Raw genomic sequence first — 18,251 nt, 5'->3', positions numbered from 1 at the left:
CACGAAATCTTTCTCCGTGGGACGGGCGTCTCACCAGCCGAGGAGCTCGACCCACCACGGCTCGTCGCCGCCGGAGAACTGCGAGCCCTCCTCGGCGAGGGTCTGGATCGGGAAGAGCGCCAGGGTGAGGACCACGGCGAACCCGAGGATCCAGGGCACCCACCGCGCCGAGATCCGGCGGACCACCGTCGTCACCGGGTCGCGCAGCCGGTCACGGCCGGAGCCGGTCCAGAGCGCGAGCACGAACGCCAGCCCGGCCAGGCCCAGGGCCGCCTCGAGGGAGAGCTGCAGGGCGTAGCCGATCAGCACCGCCGCCACCACGAACCCGAAGCCCCACACCCCGACCACGACCGTCTTCGGCAGCGAGCGGACCAGCCGCCAGGGCGCGCCGATCAGGAGCCGAGGCGCGTCGTGCCACTTGCGGCCGCGATACCAGCGCCAGCGGCGCAGGTCACCGGCGGCCAGGGTGGCGGCGCGGATCAGCCACGCCGCGCCCAGCACGGTCAGGAAGCCGACGCTCGGGAAGGCGGCGACGACACCGACGGCGAAGGCGAGCAGGCCGAGCCAGATGGCCGCCCGGCGCAGCTTCTCCAGCCGGGGATCGTGTCGCGGGCCCACCGGCAGGGCGATCGGGGCGACCGGCGTGGTCGCCTTCTCCCGCTCTGCCCGGTCGCTCAGCGAGAGCTGCTCGACCGGCTTGTGCACGAACGGCCGGCGCGGCGTACGCAGCCACTCGCGGACCTCGTCCAGCGTCGGGCGGTCGGCGGGGTCGGGTGAGAGCGCCTGGCCGAGCAGTCCGCGCAGCGGCTGCGGCACCCCCTCCAGGTCGTGCTCGCCGCGCCGGGCCCGGTCCATCAGCTTCATCGGGTTGCCCTCGCCGAAGGGCGGGCGGCCGGTCGCTGCGTACGTCACCACGGAGGCCCACGAGTGCACGTCCGAGGCCGGGGTCGCCGGGTCGCCCACAGCGATCTCCGGCGGCAGGTAGCCGGGCGTGCCGATCAGCAGGCCGGTCACGGTGATCTTCGGGTCGTCGGCGACGCGGGCCAGCCCGAAGTCGATCAGGATCGGGGTGCGGCCCTCCATGATGATGTTGGCCGGCTTGATGTCGCGGTGGAGGACGCCGACGGCATGACAGTCGGCGATGCCCTCGGCCAGGTCGCTGGCCAGCTGCTCGACGTCCTCGCGCGAGAGCGGCCCGTCGTTGATGATCTTGTCGTGCAGCGTCGGGCCGGGGACGTAGCGGGTCGCCAGCCACGGCACGTCGCCCCACGGGTCGGCGCCGACGACGCCGGCCACCCACCGGCTCCGCACCCGCTGCAGCGAGGAGACCTCGCGCGCGAGGCGCTGGCGGCCCTCCTCGTCACCCACGAACTGCGTACGCAGCACCTTCAGCGCCACCCGCTCACCACTGGTGCGGTGGCTGGCCAGGTGGACCCGCCCCATCCCGCCCTGCCCCAGCAGGGAGAGCAGGTCGTAGTCGCCAACGGTCTCCCGTTGGTTCGCCGGGAGACGGCGAGGGGCTGTCGTCACGTCACAAACCTTATCGGCCACGGCCGACAGCAGGCCGAGACGTCACGTACGTCGGCCGAGGTGGCACGGGCATGCCACCTCGGCCGACCGGAGTGACGCTTCCGCGCTACGCGCGGTTACTCCCTCGCTCGGCGCGAGCGGACGAGCAAGCTCGCCGCTCGACCTCGCTCCGGTCGTCTCGGCCGACGCGACTGACGTCTCGGCCGTCGAGGGTCAGACGATCTTGCGCATCCAGCCGAAGGTGTCCTCGGCGCGACCGAACTGGATGTCGACCAGCTGCTTGCGGATGGTCTTCCAGACCTCGCCGTCGCCGGCGGAGGCGATGGAGCCGCCGTTGTAGACGAGCTCACCGACCGGGGTGACGACCGCGGCGGTGCCGCAGGCGAAGACCTCGGTGATCTCGCCGGACTCGACGCCGGACTTCCACTCGTCGATGGCGAACTTGCGCTCCTCGACGGTGTAGCCGAGCTTGCCGGCGAGCTCGATGATGGAGGCGCGGGTGATGCCTTCGAGGATGGTGCCGGTCTCGGGGGTGACGATCCGGCCATCGGCGTGGACGAAGTAGAGGTTCATGCCGCCGAGCTCCTCGACGTACTTGCCCTCCTGCGCGTCCAGGAACACGACCTGGTCGCAGCCGTTGGCCGAGGCCTCGGCCTGGGCGACCAGGGAGGAGGCGTAGTTGCCGCCGGTCTTGGCCGCGCCCATGCCGCCGCGGCCGGCGCGGGTGTAGTCCTCGGTGAGCCAGATCCGCACCGGCTTCACGCCGCCCTTGAAGTAGGAGCCGGCGGGCGAGGCGATCACCATGTAGGTGACGTGCTGAGCCGGGCGGACGCCGAGGAACGCCTCCGAGGCGAACATGAACGGCCGCAGGTAGAGGCTCTTCTCATCGGTCTCGGACGCCTCGGGCACCCAGCGCTGGTCGACCTTGACGAGGTCGAACACGGTCTGCACGAAGTCCTCGATCTCGAGGACGGGCAGCGCCAGCCGCTCGCTCGAGCGGGCCATCCGGGCGGCGTTCGCCTCGGGCCGGAAGGACCAGATCGAGCCGTCGGCATGCCGGTAGGCCTTCATGCCCTCGAAGATCTCCTGGGCGTAGTGCAGCACGGCTGCCGACGGGTCCAGGCTGATCGGCGCGTACGCCTCGATGCGACCGTTGTGCCAGCCCTGTTCGGGCGTCCACTCGACGGTCAGCATGTGGTCGGTGAAATGGTTGCCGAAGCCTGGGTTCGCCAGGACCTCCGCGAGCTGCTTGTCGGTGGCCGGTTGGGTCGACAATGTGGTGCTGATCTCCATGGGCATGAGATTAGTCCTGTTCTGCGAGAGCTGTGCTAATGCGGGCCGGGTAAGTGATGAGGACAGACGAAGGGCCGGGCGCAGCATCTCTGCGCCCGGCCCCGTCAGGGTTGAGCGTCTAGCTGGTTACGCGCGCGGCGATCGCGTCGCCGACCTCAGAGGTCGTACGCGGCTCGGAGCCGCGCTCGGAGAGGTCGGCGAGCACGGCGGCGTCGATGGCGGCGGCAGCCTCGGGGTGGCCGAGGTGCTCGAGCAGAAGGGCCCCGGACAGGATGGCCGCGGTGGGGTCCGCCTTCTGCTGGCCGGCGATGTCGGGGGCTGAGCCGTGGACGGGCTCGAACATCGAGGGGAACTCCCGGGTGGAGTTGATGTTGCCGGAGGCGGCCAGGCCGATGCCGCCGGTGATGGCAGCGGCGAGGTCGGTGATGATGTCGCCGAAGATGTTGTCGGTGACGATCACGTCGAAGCGGGCCGGGTCGGTGGCGAGGAAGATCATCACCGCGTCGATGTGGAGGTAGTCCACGGTGACGTCGGGGAACTCCTCGGCGACCTGCTGGGTGATCCGCCACCACAGCGAGCCGGCGTTGACGAGGACGTTGGTCTTGTGGACCAACGTCAGCTTCTTGCGCGGACGCGCCTGCGCGCGGGCGAAGGCGTCGCGTACGACCCGCTCCACGCCGTAGGCGGTGTTGACCGAGGTCTCGGTGGCGACCTCGTGCGGGGTTCCGACCCGCATCGCGCCACCGTTGCCGGTGTAGAGGCCCTCGGTGCCCTCGCGCACGACCACGAAGTCGATCTCGCCCTTGTTCAGCACCTCGGCCGACAGCGGGGAGGTCGCCCCCGGGAAGAGCCGGCTCGGACGGAGGTTGACGTAGTGGTCGAGCTCGAAGCGGAGCTTGAGCAGCAGCCCGCGCTCGAGGATGCCGGGAGGCAGGTTCGGGTCGTTGGGCTTGCCGCCGACCGCGCCGAGCAGGATCGCGTCCTGCTCCTTGATCTCGGCGAGAACGGACTCGGGAAGCACCTCACCGGTGGCGAGATAGCGCTCGGCGCCCAGGTCGTATCGGGTCTGCTCGAACTTCACCGGAGAAGCGACCTCGAGCACCTTCAGCGCCTCGGCGGTCACCTCCGGCCCGATGCCGTCGCCGGGGATCACTGCGAGGTTGGTCGTAGACATACGGCGAGACTAGTTGTCGTCGGGCTGCTGGCCGCCGTTGTCCCGCAGGTCGAGCGCCTGCTGGACCGCGGCGATCGTGTTCTCGACGCTGTGCGGGTTGTCCGGGTTGTGGCTCGCCGGACCCCACTCGCGGTACTCGGGGCTTTCGGGGTACATCGCGTACATGGCTTCTTCCTTCACACTTCGGGAAACAGAGGGGTGTGGGAGAGAAGCCAGGGTCTTTTAGAAGACGGAAGCCACCGCGACGAGGTGGCTTCTCCTGCGGTCGTTACCGCCGGGCCCCGTCGCGGCACTCGAGTACGAGAAAAATGCTCCGCATGGTGTTCTGACGTTAACCCGGGAGACGCCTCCAGGGAGCCGATCTGGACGAATGGTCCGCTATCCGAGACACCCGTGCGCGCGCTCACACGCGATATCGGGAAGACTGGTCCTGTGAGCGCACCTCCAGAGCTGCCAGACATCGTGACCCGCGCCTTCGACGTCTCCCGTCGCGCGGGCTATGTGTCGTTCTGCCGCAACGAGACCGGACGATTGCTGGCGACCCTGGCGGCCACCCGAAGCGGCACGATGGCGGAGTTCGGCACCGGGTGCGGCGTCGGCACCGCGTGGCTGCGCAGCGGCGTACGCGGCGCGGCCGCCCAGATCGTCTCCGCCGAGCTCGACGAGCATCTCGCCAAGGAGGCCTCCGAGATCTTCGCCGACGACCCGCAGGTCGAGGTGATCGCTGCCGACTGGGCGATCCTGCGCGACCGTGGCCCGTTCGCGCTGCTCTTCCTGGACGCCGAGACCCCCGGCGGGGTCTCCCCCGACCAGCTCGCCGACCTGGTCGAGGAGGGCGGCATCGTCGTCATCGACGACCTCATCCCCACCGACCTGTGGCCGCCGATCGTCTACGGCCGCGTCGACAGCCTGCGCGAGTCGTGGCTCACCGATGAGCGCTTCACCACCGTCGAGGTGATGGTCGCCCCCGACACGAGCGTCCTGCTCGCCACCAAGCGCTGAGGCTGCCGCGATGCTCACCGAGTCACCTCGGCGAGCATCCACGGGCCGACCTAGTCGAAGAGCTCTTGGGCCAGGAAGTGGCCTGACTTCGGCGCTCGCGGGACGGCGAAGATCGCCGACCCGACGTGGGCGATGTACTCGTTGAGCAGATCGACGCGGCCGAGCTTGCGCTGCAGGTCGACGAAGGTCGCGGGGTCCTTCATGAAGGCGATGAAGAACAGCCCGGCGTCGAGCTGACCGAGCGAGTTGAGCCCGTCGGTGAAGTTGTAGCCGCGGCGCAGGATCTTGGCTCCGCCGTTGTTCTCCGAGGCCGCCAGCGCGACGTGGGAGGTCGGGTCGATGACCGGCTTGCCGTCGCGTACGGCCTTGAAGTCCGGGGTGTCGAACTCCTTCTCGCCGCCCAGCGGCGCACCCTCGGCCTTGTCGCGACCGATGGTGACGTGCTGGGTGTCGATGGTCGTGCCGTCCCAGACCTCGATGTCCATGTTGATCTTGCGGGTGACCAGGTAGCTGCCGCCCTGCATCCACACCGGCTCGTCCTGATCGGCGACCCAGACGAACTCGTCGAGGTCTTCCTCGGACTTGATGTTGCGGGTGCCGTCCTTGAGGCCCATCAGGTTGCGCGGCGTCTTCTGCCCCTTGCCCGCGGAGGCGCGACCGAAGCCGAGCACGGTCCATCGGGTGGTGACCAGGCCGCGTCCGATCCGGATCAGGTCGCGGATCGCGTGGTAGGCGACCTGCGGGTCGTCGGCGCACGCCTGCAGCGCGAGATCGCCACCGCACAGCTCGGGCTTGAGCTCGTCGGAGGGCAGCCGCGGGATCTCGGCGAGCAGCTTCGGGCCCCGGCCCGCCAGGCCGAAGCGGTCGTCGAAGAGCTTGGGCCCGAGCCCGAGGGTGACGGTGAGCGAGGCCGGCGAGAGGTCGTACGCCTCCCCCGTGTCCTGCGGTACGCCGTTGCTCCGCGTCGGCTCGACGGAGCCGACCGGGTTGCCCTTCATCATCGTCGCCATCGCCGCCGACCAGCGTGCGAAGAGCACCTTCAGCTGCTCGGCCGTGGTGCCCTCGACGACGTCGAGGGACATGAAGACCAGGTGCCGCTGCGGCGGCGTGGCGATGCCGACCTGGTGGTCGCCGGTGTAGAAGTCGTACGCCTGGGAGAGGTCGAGCCCGTCGGAGGCTGCCGCTTCGGCGGGCGCGGCGACACGGCCACCGAGGAAGCCCGCCGCCGCGCCGGCCGCGACGCCACCCCCGGCGCCGGCGATGAGCCGGCGCCGGGAGAAGCCCTTGCCTTCGGTGGTCATCAGGCCGTCGCTGCCTTCTCCGCCAGCCGGCCGAGCACGTCCTGCAGCGACTGCACCGTGGCCGACAGCTTCTTGCCGTCGGAGGCCTTCAGCTCGGCGGTGTAGGGACGGTAGCCGCCCAGCGCCGTCGGGTCCTTGTAGCCCTCGAGGTCGTCGGTGACGGCGGTGAAGCGCCCGTCGATGGTCTTGACCAGCTCGGCGTCGATCTTCTCCAGACCCGGGCGGAGCGCGGCGTAGGCCTGCTGAGCACCCTCGACGTTGTTGGCGAAGTCGACCAGGTCGATGTGGCTGTAGGCCTCCTCCTCGCCGGTGATCTTGCCCGACTGGACCTCCTCGAGCAGCGCGGCGGCACCGTTGGCGAGGTCCTCGGGCTTGAACTCCAGGGTCTTGCCGACCTCGGCGAGCTTGGTGACGTTGATGACCAGGTCGGCGGCGTACTTCTTGGTCTGGTCGGTGATCTTCTTCGCCTCGAACAGGTCACGCTCGACGGCGTGGAAGCCGCTCCACCCGACCGCCTCGTCGAGGTTGGAGGCGCGCATGTCGATCAGGTAGTCGAGGTTGCCCTTGTTGTCGGTCGGGTCGAAGCCCTCCATCACGAAGCCCTCGACGTCGGACTCGATCTTCTCGTAGAAGGGGCGGGCGTCGGCGTAGGCCTTCTGCGCCGCGGCGACGTCGCCCGAGTCGACGGCCTTCTGCAGATCCTGGACACCGACGACCATCGCATCGAGCTGCGTGTTGACGTAGGTCGTGTAGTCCTTCGCGCCCGCGGCGAGCAGCTCGGCGGTGTCGCCGGTCGGCTCCGCCGCGGCCTCGCCGGTGACCTCGAAGGGGATCCGCTCCTCGGTGGCGCCCGGGCAGTAGACCTCGTAGTCACCACCGCCGAGGGTGAGGGTGAAGGACACCTCGGGCAGGCCCGGGGCGAGGTTCTCCTTCTCGCCGAGGATCTTCTGGCCGTCCATCAGCTCGACCTCGGTGACGCCGGCCGCCGACTCGTTGAGGACCGTGAAGGTCACCGGTCCGGCAGCGGCGGTGTCGGTGTCGAGCTCGCAGACGTCACCGTCCGAGCCGCTGACCAGCTTCACCGCGACCTGGCTCGCGCCCTTCTTCTTCGGCGCTGCCGAGTCGTCGGTGTCGCTGCCGCAGGCAGCGAGGCCGGTCAGGCACAGCGCGGTGAGTGCTGCAACGGAGATCGCCTTACGCGACATGGGTGGTTCCTTCCACTGATGACTCCCGGGGCCCTTCGTGGCCGGGGTCGTTGACGGCGCGCGGTTCGGTGGCGCGGCCGGGCCTGCGCAGGGACTGCCACAGCAGCAGCCCGGCGAGGACGATGAGGGCGACCGGCACCCAGTGCTTCCACAGCAGCCGGTCGTGGGCGGCGCGGTCCGCCTCGGCGATCGTCGCCGACAGGTCGGCCGCGTAGGTCTCCTCGACCTGCAGCGCGGCGCCGTCGACGGTGAAGGTGCGCGGCGAGGTCAGGCCGCCGCCCTCGATCGTGAGCAGGAGCTTGCCGGTGGTGCGTACGTCGACCAGGCCGTCGTCACGGCTCAGCACCGTGTGACGGGTGGTGTCGGTCCAGCGGGTCTCGTAGGGGCCCGGCGCGGTGGTGAGGTTGAGGCCGACCGGGACCCTGTTGCCGGTGTAGGTCAGCAGGTCCCCCGCGGTGAGAGTGGCCGGCAGGTCGCCGGAACCCTCCGCGTGCCAGGCGGTGTCGGCGTTGCCGGTGTGGTCGGTGGGGTTGCCGAGCTCGATCTTCTCGCCGTCGGCGGTCAGGGTCGCCCGGTCGCCCGAGACGGCCAGCACCGCCGTACGTCCGTCCGACAGCGGTGCCTCGCGGGGCACGTCGACGCCCGGCAGCGGCACGAGGACGAAGAGTGCGGCAGCGCCGGCCACGGCGGCGACGGCGCCGCCGATCCGCAGCCGTCGCGCGAGCGCGGCGCCCGGGCGCAGCCGGGCGGGCAGGAGCAGCATCGCGAGCATCGGCACCAGGTAGGCGAGCCAGCCGAGCACCTCGATCACGCGCGGGTCGGCGGGGACGCCGAGGATCCCGGTGATCACGGCCGAGCGCACCGAGCCGTTGGGGATGAGCCAGGACAGGTCGACCGTGCGGCCCTGGCCGACGGTCACCCAGCCCGCCTCGTGCCCGGTGCGCAGCGCGAACATCACCAGCCCGGCAGCGACGAAGACCAGGAAGACCCCGGTGACCTGGAAGAACATCTTCAGGTTGAGGCGCAGCCCGCCGGCGTAGATCCCCCAGCCTAGCCCGATGGCGATGGCCAGACCGAGGAGGGCGCCGAGGATCGCGGCCGGGGCGCTGGTGGCGTTCTGGATCGTGGCGAGCAGGAAGACGGAGGTCTCGAAACCCTCGCGCAGCACGGCCAGGAAGCCCATCAGCGCCATCGCGGTCAGCGTGCCGGCGCCCAGCGCCGCGGCCGCCGCCTTCTCGAGCTCGCCCTTGAGGCTGCGGGCGTGGGTGTGCATCCAGCGGATCATCCCGGTCACGAACACGATCGCGATCACGCCGATGACGCACTCGAGCATCTCCTGCTGCCGCTGCGGCAGCGCCTGCTCGAGGAGACGCAGCGCGACACCGACGGCGACGCTCAGCCCGATGCCGGCGCCGACCCCGATCCACAGCCCGCGCAGCGGGGCGCGGTTACGGCGCAGGAAGGTGGCGATGATCGACACGATCAGCGCCGCCTCGAGCCCCTCGCGCAGGCCGATGACGAACGTTGGAAGCATTCCCGCAGCCTAACGTTAGGTTAGGCTCACCTTGTAGGGCGGGACCCAGAATTTGCCTGGGCTTGCCGTTCGGTTCGGCTGTTCAGAGCCTCGTCAGATCGCGCAGCCGTCGGGTCCGCAGGCGTCGCCGTCACCGACGATCGTGAGCGCGGGCCTGGTCTCGGCGTGCACCTTCTCCAGCAGCTGGCTGAACAGGTCGGTCGGCTGGGCGCCGGAGACGCCGTACTTCCCCTCGACGACGTAGAACGGCACCCCGGTGGCGCCGTAGGCGCGGGCCTGCTCGATGTCGGCCTGGACGTCGCCGGCGAACTCCTCGCTCGCGAGCACCTCGTCCACCCGGCCGGCGTCGAGACCGACGTTCACGGCGGACTGCTTCAGCACGGCGTGGTCGCCCATCGACTCCCCGCGGGTGAAGTACGCAGCGAGCAACTCCTCCTTGAGCGCGGCCTGCTTGCCCTCGGCCTTGGCGAGGTGGAGCAGCCGGTGGGCGTCGATCGTCCGCGCGTGCGGGGTGTCCTCATGGCGGAACTCCAGGCCGGCCGCCGCGGCGGGCTCGTTGGCACGCTTCATCAGCTCGCGGGCCTGGTCGACCGAGGCGCCGAACTTCTTCGCGAGGGCCTCGACGGTGGTCTCCACCGGGACCTCGGGAGCGGTCGGGTCGAGCTCGAAGGAGTGGTAGACGATCTCGACGTCGTCGCTGTGCTCGAAGCGCTCGAGGGCTTCCTCGAGATGGCGCTTGCCGATGTAGCACCAGGGGCAGACGACGTCGGACCAGACATCAATACGCATGTGACGGGAACGTTTGGTTCGGTACGAAACATTCCGCAACGGACTGCTGTGCCAATGAGCAGGGCCCCTGAGATCGTCTCAGGGGAGATCAGGGGTAGGCCCAGGAGCCGTCCAGGGATCTGCCAGGGATCTGCCCGACGCGCGCGACGACGCCGGGGCGCGAGGCTCGGAGCATGATCCAGATCGATGCCCTCACCAAGAGGTACGGCAGGTTCACGGCCGTCGACAACGTGACCTTCAACGCCGAGCCCGGCCGGGTGACCGGCTTCCTCGGCCCCAACGGCGCCGGCAAGTCCACGACCATGCGCATCCTGGTCGGACTCACCGATCCGTCCTCCGGCAGCGCCCACCTCCTCGGCCGCCACTTCTCGCAGCTGCCCAACCCGGGCCGCGAGGTCGGCGTCCTGCTCGACGCCTCCGCCCAGCACGGCGGTCGCACCGGCCGCGAGATCCTGACGCTGGCCGCCCGCACCATGGGCCTGCCGAAGTCCCGCGTCGCCGAGACCCTCGCGCGGGTCAGCCTGACCGAGGACGAGGCCGGGCGCCGCGTACGCAACTACTCCCTCGGGATGCGGCAGCGGCTCGGGATCGCGACGGCCCTGATCGGAGACCCCGAGGTCCTGATCCTCGACGAGCCCGCCAACGGCCTCGACCCGGCCGGCATCCGCTGGATGCGCGACCTGCTGCGCGGCTTCGCCGACGACGGCGGCACCGTGCTGCTCTCCTCGCACCTGCTGCACGAGATCGAGGTGATCGCCGACGACATCGTGGTCATCGGGAACGGCCGGATCGTGGCGCAGGGCACCAAGCAGGAGCTGCTCGCCAGCGGCGAGACGTACGCCCGTTCCAGTGATCCCACCTCGCTCGGCCGGGCCCTCCAGCGGGCCGGACACACCGCCGAGATCACCTCCGAGGGCGCCGTCCGCAGCGACGCCGACCTCACCACCGTCGGCCAGATCGCCTTCGACGCCGGGCTGGTGCTGACCGAGCTCCGCGCCGCCGACGGCGCCGGGCTGGAGGAGATGTTCCTCCAGCTCACCGCAGAGACCCAGCGTGACCACCTCCAGACCCCGGAAGGGGAAGCAGCATGACCACCACGACCATCGCCCCGGAGCCGGCCGGCCCGGCTGCGGTACGCCGCCGCGAGCGGCCCGTGCCCGCCCCGATCCCCTTCGGCAGGATCGCCGGCATCGAGCTGCGCAAGATGTTCGACACCCGCTCGGGGTTCTGGCTGATGGCCAGCCTGGTCGTGCTCTCCCTGGCCGCGACCGCGGCCACGATCATCTTCGTGGACGCCGACAACCTCGACTACGAGGGCTTCGCGAGCGCCTGGGGCATCCCGATGTCCGTGATCCTGCCGATGATCGCGGTCCTCGCCGTCACGAGTGAGTGGAGCGCTCGCAGCGCGCTGACGACCTTCACCCTGGTGCCCGGACGCGGTCGCGTGATCAGTGCCAAGGCCGTGGTCACAGCCCTGGTCGGAGTCGTCGCCATCGCGGTCGCAGCACTCGTCGGCGCCCTGGGCTACCTCGGCGTGGCAACCGTCATGGATCTCGACCCCGTCTGGAACCTCTCCTTCGCCGAGCTCGCCCGGGTCACCCTGGCCAGCGAGATCGGGATGTTCATGGGCTTCATGCTCGGCACGCTCTTCCGCAGCTCGCCGGCCGCGATCGTGGCGTACTTCGTCTACGCCCTGGTCCTGCCCGGCGTCTCCTCGGCGCTCGCCTCGACCAACACCTGGTGGGCCGAGCACGCGACCTGGTTCGACCTCAACTGGGCGACGATGAACCTGTACTCCGAGATGACCGACAAGATGTGGGCCCAGCTCGGCGTCGCCGGCCTGATCTGGCTGGTGGTCCCGATGCTTGTCGGCCTCCGCCTGGTCCTCAAGTCCGAGGTCAAGTAAACCCGTCGAGTCGGCGCAACTGTCCCGCTCAAAACCGCCGAGTCGGCGCGTCTGTCCCAAGACTCTGGGACAGACGCGCCGACTCGGGCCCGTTTTCTGGGACAGTCGCGCCGACTCGGCGAACTTCGGGTCAGCGGGCGGCGCTTCCCTCGGTGTAGTCGTCGTCGGTCTGGCTCCACGAGAAGTGGGCGCGCAGGGCCTTGCCGGTGGCCTCGATCGGGTGACCGGCCTCCTCCTCGCGCAGCTTCTGGAACTCGACCGCACCGTTGTCCTGGTCGGCGATGAAGCGGGCGGCGAAGGAGCCGTCCTGGATCTCGGCGAGCACCTGCTGCATGGTCTCCTTGACCTGCGGGCCGATGACGCGCGGGCCGGAGACGTAGTCGCCGTACTCAGCGGTGTCGGAGATCGACCAGCGCTGCTTGGCGATGCCGCCCTCCCACATCAGGTCGACGATGAGCTTGAGCTCGTGGAGCACCTCGAAGTAGGCGATCTCGGGCTGGTAGCCGGCCTCGGTGAGCGTCTCGAACCCGGCCTGGACCAGGTGGGACACGCCGCCGCAGAGCACGGCCTGCTCGCCGAAGAGGTCGGTCTCGGTCTCCTCGGTGAAGGTCGTCTTGATGACGCCGGCGCGAGTGCCGCCGATGCCCTTGGCGTAGGACTTCGCGAGGTCCCAGGCGGAACCGGAGGCGTCCTGCTCGACGGCGATGATGTCCGGGATGCCGCGGCCGGCGACGTACTCACGACGGACCGTGTGGCCCGGGGCCTTCGGGGCCACCAGGATCACATCGACGCCCTCGGGCGCCTTGATGTAGCCGAAGCGCACGTTGAAGCCGTGGCCGAAGACGAGGGTCTTGCCGGCGGTCACGTGGGGCGCGAGCTGGTCGTTGTAGAGACCGCGCTGGTGCTGGTCGGGAGCGAGGATGACGATCACGTCGGCCTCGGCGGCCGCGTCGGCGGGGCTGAGGACCTTGAAGCCCTCCTCCTCGGCCTTCGGGGTCGACTTCGAGCCGGGCTGCAGGCCGATGCGCACGTCCACACCGGAGTCACGCAGGTTGAGCGCGTGGGCGTGGCCCTGGCTGCCGTAGCCGATGACGGCGACCTTCTTCGCCTGGATCAGCGCGAGGTCGGCGTCGTCGTCGTAGAAAATCTCAGCCACGAGGGCTTCTCCTTTAGTTGTGTTTGATAGGGGTTCAGACCGCGGAAGGCGGAGCGGGCACAGCCACGGATCGCAGGCTGCGCTCGGAGATCGACCGGGAGCCGCGGCCCATGCCGACCATGCCGGACTGGGAGAGCTCACGGATACCGAAGGGCTCGATGACCCGGAGGAAGTCATTGAGCTTGCCGGTGTTGCCGGCCAGCTGGACGATGACGGTGTCGGTGGACACGTCGACGACCTTGGCGCGGAAGAGCTGGATGGTGTCGAGCACCTGGCTGCGGGTCTCCGTGGTGGCGGTGATCTTGACCAGCATGAGCGCACGCTGGACGCGCGTCTCGGGCTCGAGCTCGACGATCTTGATCACCTCGACCAGCTTGTTGAGCTGCTTGGTGACCTGCTCGAGGGGGGTGTTCTCGAGGTTGACGACGACCGTCATGCGGGAGACCTCGTCGTGCTCGGTCGGTCCCACCGCGAGGGATTCGATGTTGAAGCCGCGGCGCGAGAAGAGCGCGGCCACACGGGCCAGGACGCCGGGCTTGTTCTCGACCAGGACGCTCAGCGTGTGCTTGCCGCCGGTCTTCACGGGCTGGATGCTCATCAGAGGTCGTCCTCGTCGAACTCGGGCGCGAGGTCGCGCGCGTACTGGATCTCGTCGTTGGAGGAGCCGGCGGCGACCATCGGCCACACCATGGCGTCCTTGTTGACCCGGAAGTCGACGACGACGGGCATGTCGTTGATCTCCATGGCCTTCTCGATGGTGGCATCGACGTCGTCGGCGGAGTCGCAGGCCAGGCCGACGCAGCCCATGGCCTCGGCCAGCTTGGGGAAGTCGGGGATGCGCTTGGGCTGGCCGTGGCCCTGCAGGTTGGTGTTGGAGTAGCGCTCGCCGTAGAAGAGCGTCTGCCACTGGCGCACCATGCCGAGGTTGTCGTTGTTGATGATGGCGACCTTGATCGGGATGCCCTCGATCGCGCAGGTGGCCAGCTCCTGGTTGGTCATCTGGAAGCAGCCGTCGCCGTCGATCGACCACACCGTGGAGTCCGGGCAGCCGACCTTGGCGCCCATGGCGGCCGGGACGGAGTAGCCCATGGTGCCGAGGCCACCGGAGTTGATCCAGGTGTTGGGGTGCTCGTAGCCGATGAACTGCGCGGCCCACATCTGGTGCTGGCCGACACCGGCGGTGAAGATCGTGTCCTCGCCGGAGATCTTGCCGAGCCGCTCGATGACGTACTGCGGGGAGAGGCCCTCGGCGGGGAGGTCGTAGCCGAGCGGGTACTGCTTCTTGATGCCGGCGACGAAGGCGATCCAGCCCTCGTAGTCGCCCTCCTTGCCGGCCTCCTTCTCGGCGGTGAGCACCGCGATCAGGTCGGTGAGGACCTCGCGCACGTCGCCCACGATCGGGACGTCGGCGTAGCGGTTCTTGCCGATCTCGGCCGGGTCGATGTCGGCGTGGATCACCTTGGCGTTGGGGGCGAAGGAGTCCAGGTTGCCGGTGACGCGGTCGTCGAAGCGGGCGCCCAGGCTGATGATCAGGTCGGACTTCTGCAGGCCGGCGACCGCGGCGACGGTGCCGTGCATGCCCGGCATGCCGAGGTGCTGCGGGTGGGAGTCGGGGAAGGCGCCCCGCGCCATCAGCGTGGTCACCACCGGGATGCCGGTGAGCGTGGCCAGCTGCAGCAGCTCGCGGTGGGCACCGGAGCGGATCGTGCCGCCACCGACGTACAGGACAGGCTTCTTGGCCTCCAGCATCAGGCGCGCAGCCTCGCGGATCTGCTTGGCGTGCGGCCTGGTCACCGGGCGGTAGCCCGGCAGGTGGAGCTCGGTCGGCCACCGGTAGGTGGTGGTGGCCTGCAACGCCGACTTGGTGACGTCGACGAGGACCGGACCCGGACGTCCGGAGGACGCCAGGTGGAAGGCCTCAGCGACCCGCAGCGGGATCTCCGCCGGGTCGGTGATGAGGAAGCTGTGCTTGGTGACCGGCATCGTGATGCCGCGGATGTCCGCCTCCTGGAAGGCGTCGGTGCCGATCATCGCCGCGCCGACCTGGCCGGTGATGGCCACCATCGGCACGGAGTCCATGTTGGCGTCGGCAAGCGGGGTGACGAGGTTGGTCGCGCCCGGACCGGAGGTCGCCATGCAGACCCCGACCTTGCCGGTCGCGGCGGCGTAGCCCTGGGCCGCGTGGCCGGCGCCCTGCTCGTGGCGTACGAGGATGTGGCGGATCTTCGAGTCCATCAGCGGGTCGTACGCCGGAAGGATCGCTCCTCCCGGAATGCCGAAGATGTTCTCGGCCCCCGCTGCTTCCAGCGACTTGATCAGGCTCTGTGCGCCTGTCATCTGCTCGCTCATGTCCGCCGTCCTACTCCTCGGAGCTTCTACTCATGGGATCTCGTGGGGTTGCTTGTGCAACAAAAAACCCTCCGGCCCGGCGGGCAACGGAGGGAGACGCGTCGTCTGGGGCCAGTGGCTCCTAGGCGACGCGCCTGATAAGTACGAGAATGCTGTGCAGCATGCCCACACGTTAACCCCATGTGTCGCGCCGTGTCACCTCACCCTATCGCGCGTCCCATGATCTGAGATCACCGTCCCAGTATCTGTCAGTCGTTCGGTCGGGCAGCTCGCCAGGGCGGATCCTCGGAGCAGATCTCAGGGATCTCACCGAGGCGACGGGACCGCCGGGATCGCTAGCCTGAGCGGACCAGTGGATCTCGGGTCCGTCCGCCCAGTGGAGGCAACGATGTCGACCGACGAGAAACACGGCTCCGCGTGGCTGCCGCCACGCTGGTTCATCCGCGCCGCGTGGTGGTTCCACCGCCGGCTGTACGCAGCGGGCGGCGCCCGCTTCCTGCGCCGTCCACGCCCGGACCGGGCCGGCATGCTCCGGCTGACCACGGTCGGGCGCCGCACCGGGCAGGAGCGCTCGGTCATCCTGTCCTACGTCCCCGACGGGTCGACGTACGTCACGCTGGCGATGAACGGCTGGGCCGACCCGCCACCCGCTTGGTGGCTCAACCTGAAGGCCCGGCCCGAAGCCCTCGCCGAGACCGTCGACGGGCCACGGCAGGTGCGCGCCCACGAGGCCACCGGACCCGAGCGCGAGCGGCTGTGGGCGATGCTCGCCGCCGCCGACGACGGGTGGGGCGACCTCGACGACTTCGCCGCCCGGCGCACGCACCAGACTCCGGTGGTGGTCCTGGAGGTCACCGAGCCCGCCTCGTGACGGCTCAGCCCAGGCCGAGCCGCTCGCGCAGGAACGTCCAGGCGAAGGCGGAGAGGTGGGCCGACTGCGCGTTGTTGGCCGCGCCGCCGTGGCCACCCTCGATGTTCTCGTAGTAGGTGACGTCCTTGCCGGTCGCGGCCAGCAGCGCGGCCATCTTGCGCGCGTGGCCGGGGTGAACCCGGTCGTCCTTGGTGGAGGTGGTGAGCAGGACCGGCGGGTAGGTCTTCGAGCCGTCGAGCAGGTGGTAGGGCGAGAACGTCCGGATGTACTCCCACTCCTCCGGCACGTCCGGGTCGCCGTACTCGGCCATCCACGACGCTCCGGCGAGGAGGTGGGAGTAGCGCTTCATGTCCAGCAGCGGCACCTGGATCACGACGGCGCCGAACAGCTCGGGGTAGAGCGTGAGCATGTTGCCGGTCAGCAGCCCGCCGTTGGAGCCGCCCTGGATCCCGAGGTGGTCGGCGTCGGTCACGCCGGTCTCGGCGAGGTGGCGGGCGACGGCGGCGAAGTCCTCGTAGGCCTTGTGCCGGTTCTCCTTCAGCGCCGCCTGGTGCCAGGCCGGGCCGTACTCCCCGCCCCCGCGGATGTTGGCGACCACGTAGACGCCGCCCTCGCTGAGCCAGGCCCGGCCGACACCGGCGGAGTAGCCCGGGGTCATCGGGATCTCGAAGCCGCCGTAGCCGTAGAGCAGCGTCGGGGCCGGGCCGGCGCTGCCGTCGAGGGCGGCTGCGGAGCCGACGATGAAGTAGGGGATCCGGGTGCCGTCGGCCGAGGTGGCGAAGCGCTGCTCGGCACGGAGCCCGTCGGTCTCGAACCAGGCCGGCGCCCACTTGAGCGGCTCGACGGTCTCGGCGCCGATCGTGGTCAGGCCGTACGTCGCCGGGGTCAGGTAGCCGCTGGTCACGACCCAGACCTCGTCGGACTCGACCGCGTCGACCGCGCGGGTGCCGACCGCGGCCACCGGGTCGGTCGCCGGGAACTCCGAGCGCACCCACTCCCCCGACGCCGACGCCGACGCCGGCGGGGTCAGCACGTGCAACCGGTTCTTGACGTCCTCGAACACGTTGAGGACGAGGTGGTTGCGGGTCCAGGTCGCCCCGGCGAGCGAGGTCTTCGCGGTGGGCTCGAAGAGGACGGTCAGGTCGCGCTCGCCGGCCAGGAACCGGTCGGCCTCGATCGCGAGCAGCGACCCCGCGGCGTACGTCGTCTCCGTCGGGGTCCACTCGTCGCGGAGCTCGATCACCAGCCACTCCCGGTGGAAACCGGCCTCGGCCGAGTCGGGGATGTCGAGCTTGGTGAGCGTCTGCTCGGGCGTGCCGGGGTCGGTGGCGACGTACGTCTCGGACTTGTAGAACGCGATCGACCGGCTGACCAGGTCGCGCTCGAAGCCGGGGGTGTGGATGCGGCGGGCGGAGATGTACATGTCCTCGTCGGTGCCCTCGTAGACCACCACCGCGTCCTCGAACGGGGTGCCGCGCCGCCACAGCTTCACGATCCGCGGGTAGCCGCTCGGGGTCAGCGAGCCGGGGCCGAAGTCGGTGTAGACGTAGACCGCGTCCGGGCCGCACCAGGAGAGCGCGCCCTTGGCGCCGCCCTGCTCGACGGCACGGGTGAAGCCACCGTCCTCGGGGGCCACGAACGCCTTCTCGACCAGGTCGAACTCCCGGGTCACGTCGGCGTCCGAGCCGCCCGGGGAGAGGTCGACGAGCACCTTGCGCCACGGCTCGCCGGGCTCGGGCCGGAGCACCGAGGCGCCGTGCCAGACCCAGCTCTCGCCCTCCTCGGCGGCGAGCGCGTCGAGGTCGAGCAGGATCTCCCACTCGGGGTCGTCGGTGCGGTAGGACTCCGGCGTGGTGCGTCGCCAGATGCCGCGCTCGTGGTCGGCGTCGCGCCAGAAGTTGTAGAGGTGCTCGCCGAGCCGGGAGACCTCGGGCACCCGGTCGTCGGAGTCGAGCACCTCGAGGATCTGGGCCTCGATCTTGGCGAACACGGGATCGGCGCCGACGCTCGCGTGGGCCTCCTCGTTGCGCGCCCGCACCCAGGCCAGCGCCTCGACCCCTTCGACCTCCTCCAGCCAGCCGAACGGGTCCTCCCCGGCAGGGTCGAGCGGGGTCACGATCGTCAGCTCAGAGGTCATGCGG

At 69.9% G+C, this 18,251-nt stretch carries 16 protein-coding genes; 4 read left to right on the top strand and 12 right to left on the bottom strand.

Annotated features, from left to right (window positions below):
• Window positions 1-30: 30 nt before the first annotated feature.
• From ACWZJV_RS22965 to ACWZJV_RS22950, 4 genes are all read right to left on the bottom strand, one after another.
• On the bottom strand, window positions 31-1,530 hold the full coding sequence (locus tag ACWZJV_RS22965; protein ID WP_457178917.1) for a protein kinase domain-containing protein: 1,500 nt from the start codon (window positions 1,528-1,530) through the stop codon (window positions 31-33).
• Between the two features lie 213 nt (window positions 1,531-1,743).
• A complete protein-coding gene (locus tag ACWZJV_RS22960; protein WP_442940982.1) occupies window positions 1,744-2,823 on the bottom strand; it encodes a branched-chain amino acid aminotransferase in 1,080 nt (359 codons plus the stop codon).
• A 118-nt stretch (window positions 2,824-2,941) separates the two neighbouring features.
• Window positions 2,942-3,997: a 3-isopropylmalate dehydrogenase gene (locus ACWZJV_RS22955; protein WP_008358399.1), complete on the bottom strand. Its 1,056-nt coding sequence runs from the start codon at window positions 3,995-3,997 to the stop codon at window positions 2,942-2,944.
• A gap of 9 nt (window positions 3,998-4,006) precedes the next feature.
• Window positions 4,007-4,162 (bottom strand): hypothetical protein, encoded by a 156-nt coding sequence (locus ACWZJV_RS22950; RefSeq protein ID WP_008358400.1) that lies wholly within the window; start codon window positions 4,160-4,162, stop codon window positions 4,007-4,009.
• Window positions 4,163-4,429: 267 nt separating this feature from the next.
• Here ACWZJV_RS22950 and ACWZJV_RS22945 point away from each other — a divergent pair, with 267 nt between their 5' ends.
• A complete protein-coding gene (locus tag ACWZJV_RS22945; RefSeq protein ID WP_008358402.1) occupies window positions 4,430-4,999 on the top strand; it encodes an O-methyltransferase in 570 nt (189 codons plus the stop codon).
• Between the two features lie 50 nt (window positions 5,000-5,049).
• On the opposite strand, the gene efeB is transcribed toward ACWZJV_RS22945, so the two are convergent.
• From efeB to ACWZJV_RS22925, 4 genes are all read right to left on the bottom strand, one after another.
• On the bottom strand, window positions 5,050-6,300 hold the full coding sequence (gene efeB / locus ACWZJV_RS22940; protein ID WP_457178915.1) for an iron uptake transporter deferrochelatase/peroxidase subunit: 1,251 nt from the start codon (window positions 6,298-6,300) through the stop codon (window positions 5,050-5,052).
• Window positions 6,300-7,505, bottom strand: coding sequence for an iron uptake system protein EfeO (efeO, locus tag ACWZJV_RS22935; RefSeq protein WP_457178913.1), 1,206 nt, complete (start codon window positions 7,503-7,505; stop codon window positions 6,300-6,302). The genes efeB and efeO overlap by 1 nt, the downstream gene beginning before the upstream one ends.
• Window positions 7,495-9,039, bottom strand: coding sequence for an iron uptake transporter permease EfeU (gene efeU, locus ACWZJV_RS22930; RefSeq protein WP_457178911.1), 1,545 nt, complete (start codon window positions 9,037-9,039; stop codon window positions 7,495-7,497). The genes efeO and efeU overlap by 11 nt, the downstream gene beginning before the upstream one ends.
• Before the next feature lie 93 nt (window positions 9,040-9,132).
• Window positions 9,133-9,828: a DsbA family oxidoreductase gene (locus tag ACWZJV_RS22925; protein WP_196874879.1), complete on the bottom strand. Its 696-nt coding sequence runs from the start codon at window positions 9,826-9,828 to the stop codon at window positions 9,133-9,135.
• 173 nt (window positions 9,829-10,001) lie between these two features.
• Between ACWZJV_RS22925 and ACWZJV_RS22920 the strand changes: the two genes are divergently transcribed.
• Window positions 10,002-10,919, top strand: a complete 918-nt coding sequence (locus tag ACWZJV_RS22920; RefSeq protein WP_457178909.1) for an ABC transporter ATP-binding protein — start codon at window positions 10,002-10,004, stop codon at window positions 10,917-10,919.
• Complete coding sequence (locus tag ACWZJV_RS22915; RefSeq protein WP_008358411.1) at window positions 10,916-11,734, top strand: ABC transporter permease; 819 nt, start codon at window positions 10,916-10,918, stop codon at window positions 11,732-11,734. The genes ACWZJV_RS22920 and ACWZJV_RS22915 overlap by 4 nt, the downstream gene beginning before the upstream one ends.
• A 130-nt stretch (window positions 11,735-11,864) precedes the next feature.
• On the opposite strand, the gene ilvC is transcribed toward ACWZJV_RS22915, so the two are convergent.
• From ilvC to ACWZJV_RS22900, 3 genes are read right to left on the bottom strand one after another with little or no spacing between them, the layout of a single operon-like run.
• Window positions 11,865-12,890, bottom strand: a complete 1,026-nt coding sequence (ilvC, locus tag ACWZJV_RS22910; protein ID WP_008358413.1) for a ketol-acid reductoisomerase — start codon at window positions 12,888-12,890, stop codon at window positions 11,865-11,867.
• A 34-nt stretch (window positions 12,891-12,924) separates the two neighbouring features.
• Window positions 12,925-13,488, bottom strand: coding sequence for an acetolactate synthase small subunit (ilvN, locus tag ACWZJV_RS22905; RefSeq protein ID WP_008358415.1), 564 nt, complete (start codon window positions 13,486-13,488; stop codon window positions 12,925-12,927).
• Window positions 13,488-15,239: an acetolactate synthase large subunit gene (locus ACWZJV_RS22900; RefSeq protein WP_008358417.1), complete on the bottom strand. Its 1,752-nt coding sequence runs from the start codon at window positions 15,237-15,239 to the stop codon at window positions 13,488-13,490. Before ACWZJV_RS22900 ends, ilvN begins: the two co-directional genes overlap by 1 nt.
• A gap of 388 nt (window positions 15,240-15,627) precedes the next feature.
• Between ACWZJV_RS22900 and ACWZJV_RS22895 the strand changes: the two genes are divergently transcribed.
• On the top strand, window positions 15,628-16,110 hold the full coding sequence (locus tag ACWZJV_RS22895) for a nitroreductase/quinone reductase family protein (RefSeq protein WP_457178906.1): 483 nt from the start codon (window positions 15,628-15,630) through the stop codon (window positions 16,108-16,110).
• Window positions 16,111-16,114: 4 nt separating this feature from the next.
• Here ACWZJV_RS22895 and ACWZJV_RS22890 read toward each other — a convergent pair whose 3' ends face one another.
• Window positions 16,115-18,247 carry a prolyl oligopeptidase family serine peptidase gene (locus ACWZJV_RS22890; protein ID WP_457178904.1) on the bottom strand — a complete coding sequence of 711 codons (2,133 nt, stop codon included), beginning with the start codon at window positions 18,245-18,247 and terminating at the stop codon, window positions 16,115-16,117.
• Between the last annotated feature and the right edge of the window lie 4 nt (window positions 18,248-18,251).

The sequence above is a fragment of the Nocardioides sp. WG-D5 genome (assembly GCF_054031175.1).
This window is presented reverse-complemented; position numbering and strand designations above follow the sequence as displayed.

What these genes read in the sequence shown, in the direction of transcription:
- ACWZJV_RS22960 (WP_442940982.1), bottom strand. Translation starts at nt 2,823, where the DNA reads ATGGAGATCAGCACCACATTGTCGACCCAACCGGCCACCGACAAGCAG.
- ACWZJV_RS22955 (WP_008358399.1), bottom strand. Translation starts at nt 3,997, where the DNA reads ATGTCTACGACCAACCTCGCAGTGATCCCCGGCGACGGCATCGGGCCG.
- ACWZJV_RS22950 (WP_008358400.1), bottom strand. Translation starts at nt 4,162, where the DNA reads ATGTACGCGATGTACCCCGAAAGCCCCGAGTACCGCGAGTGGGGTCCG.
- efeB (WP_457178915.1), bottom strand. Translation starts at nt 6,300, where the DNA reads ATGACCACCGAAGGCAAGGGCTTCTCCCGGCGCCGGCTCATCGCCGGC.
- efeO (WP_457178913.1), bottom strand. Translation starts at nt 7,505, where the DNA reads ATGTCGCGTAAGGCGATCTCCGTTGCAGCACTCACCGCGCTGTGCCTG.
- efeU (WP_457178911.1), bottom strand. Translation starts at nt 9,039, where the DNA reads ATGCTTCCAACGTTCGTCATCGGCCTGCGCGAGGGGCTCGAGGCGGCG.
- ACWZJV_RS22925 (WP_196874879.1), bottom strand. Translation starts at nt 9,828, where the DNA reads ATGCGTATTGATGTCTGGTCCGACGTCGTCTGCCCCTGGTGCTACATC.
- ACWZJV_RS22920 (WP_457178909.1), top strand. Translation starts at nt 10,002, where the DNA reads ATGATCCAGATCGATGCCCTCACCAAGAGGTACGGCAGGTTCACGGCC.
- ACWZJV_RS22915 (WP_008358411.1), top strand. Translation starts at nt 10,916, where the DNA reads ATGACCACCACGACCATCGCCCCGGAGCCGGCCGGCCCGGCTGCGGTA.
- ilvN (WP_008358415.1), bottom strand. Translation starts at nt 13,488, where the DNA reads ATGAGCATCCAGCCCGTGAAGACCGGCGGCAAGCACACGCTGAGCGTC.
- ACWZJV_RS22900 (WP_008358417.1), bottom strand. Translation starts at nt 15,239, where the DNA reads ATGAGCGAGCAGATGACAGGCGCACAGAGCCTGATCAAGTCGCTGGAA.
- ACWZJV_RS22895 (WP_457178906.1), top strand. Translation starts at nt 15,628, where the DNA reads ATGTCGACCGACGAGAAACACGGCTCCGCGTGGCTGCCGCCACGCTGG.
- ACWZJV_RS22890 (WP_457178904.1), bottom strand. Translation starts at nt 18,247, where the DNA reads ATGACCTCTGAGCTGACGATCGTGACCCCGCTCGACCCTGCCGGGGAG.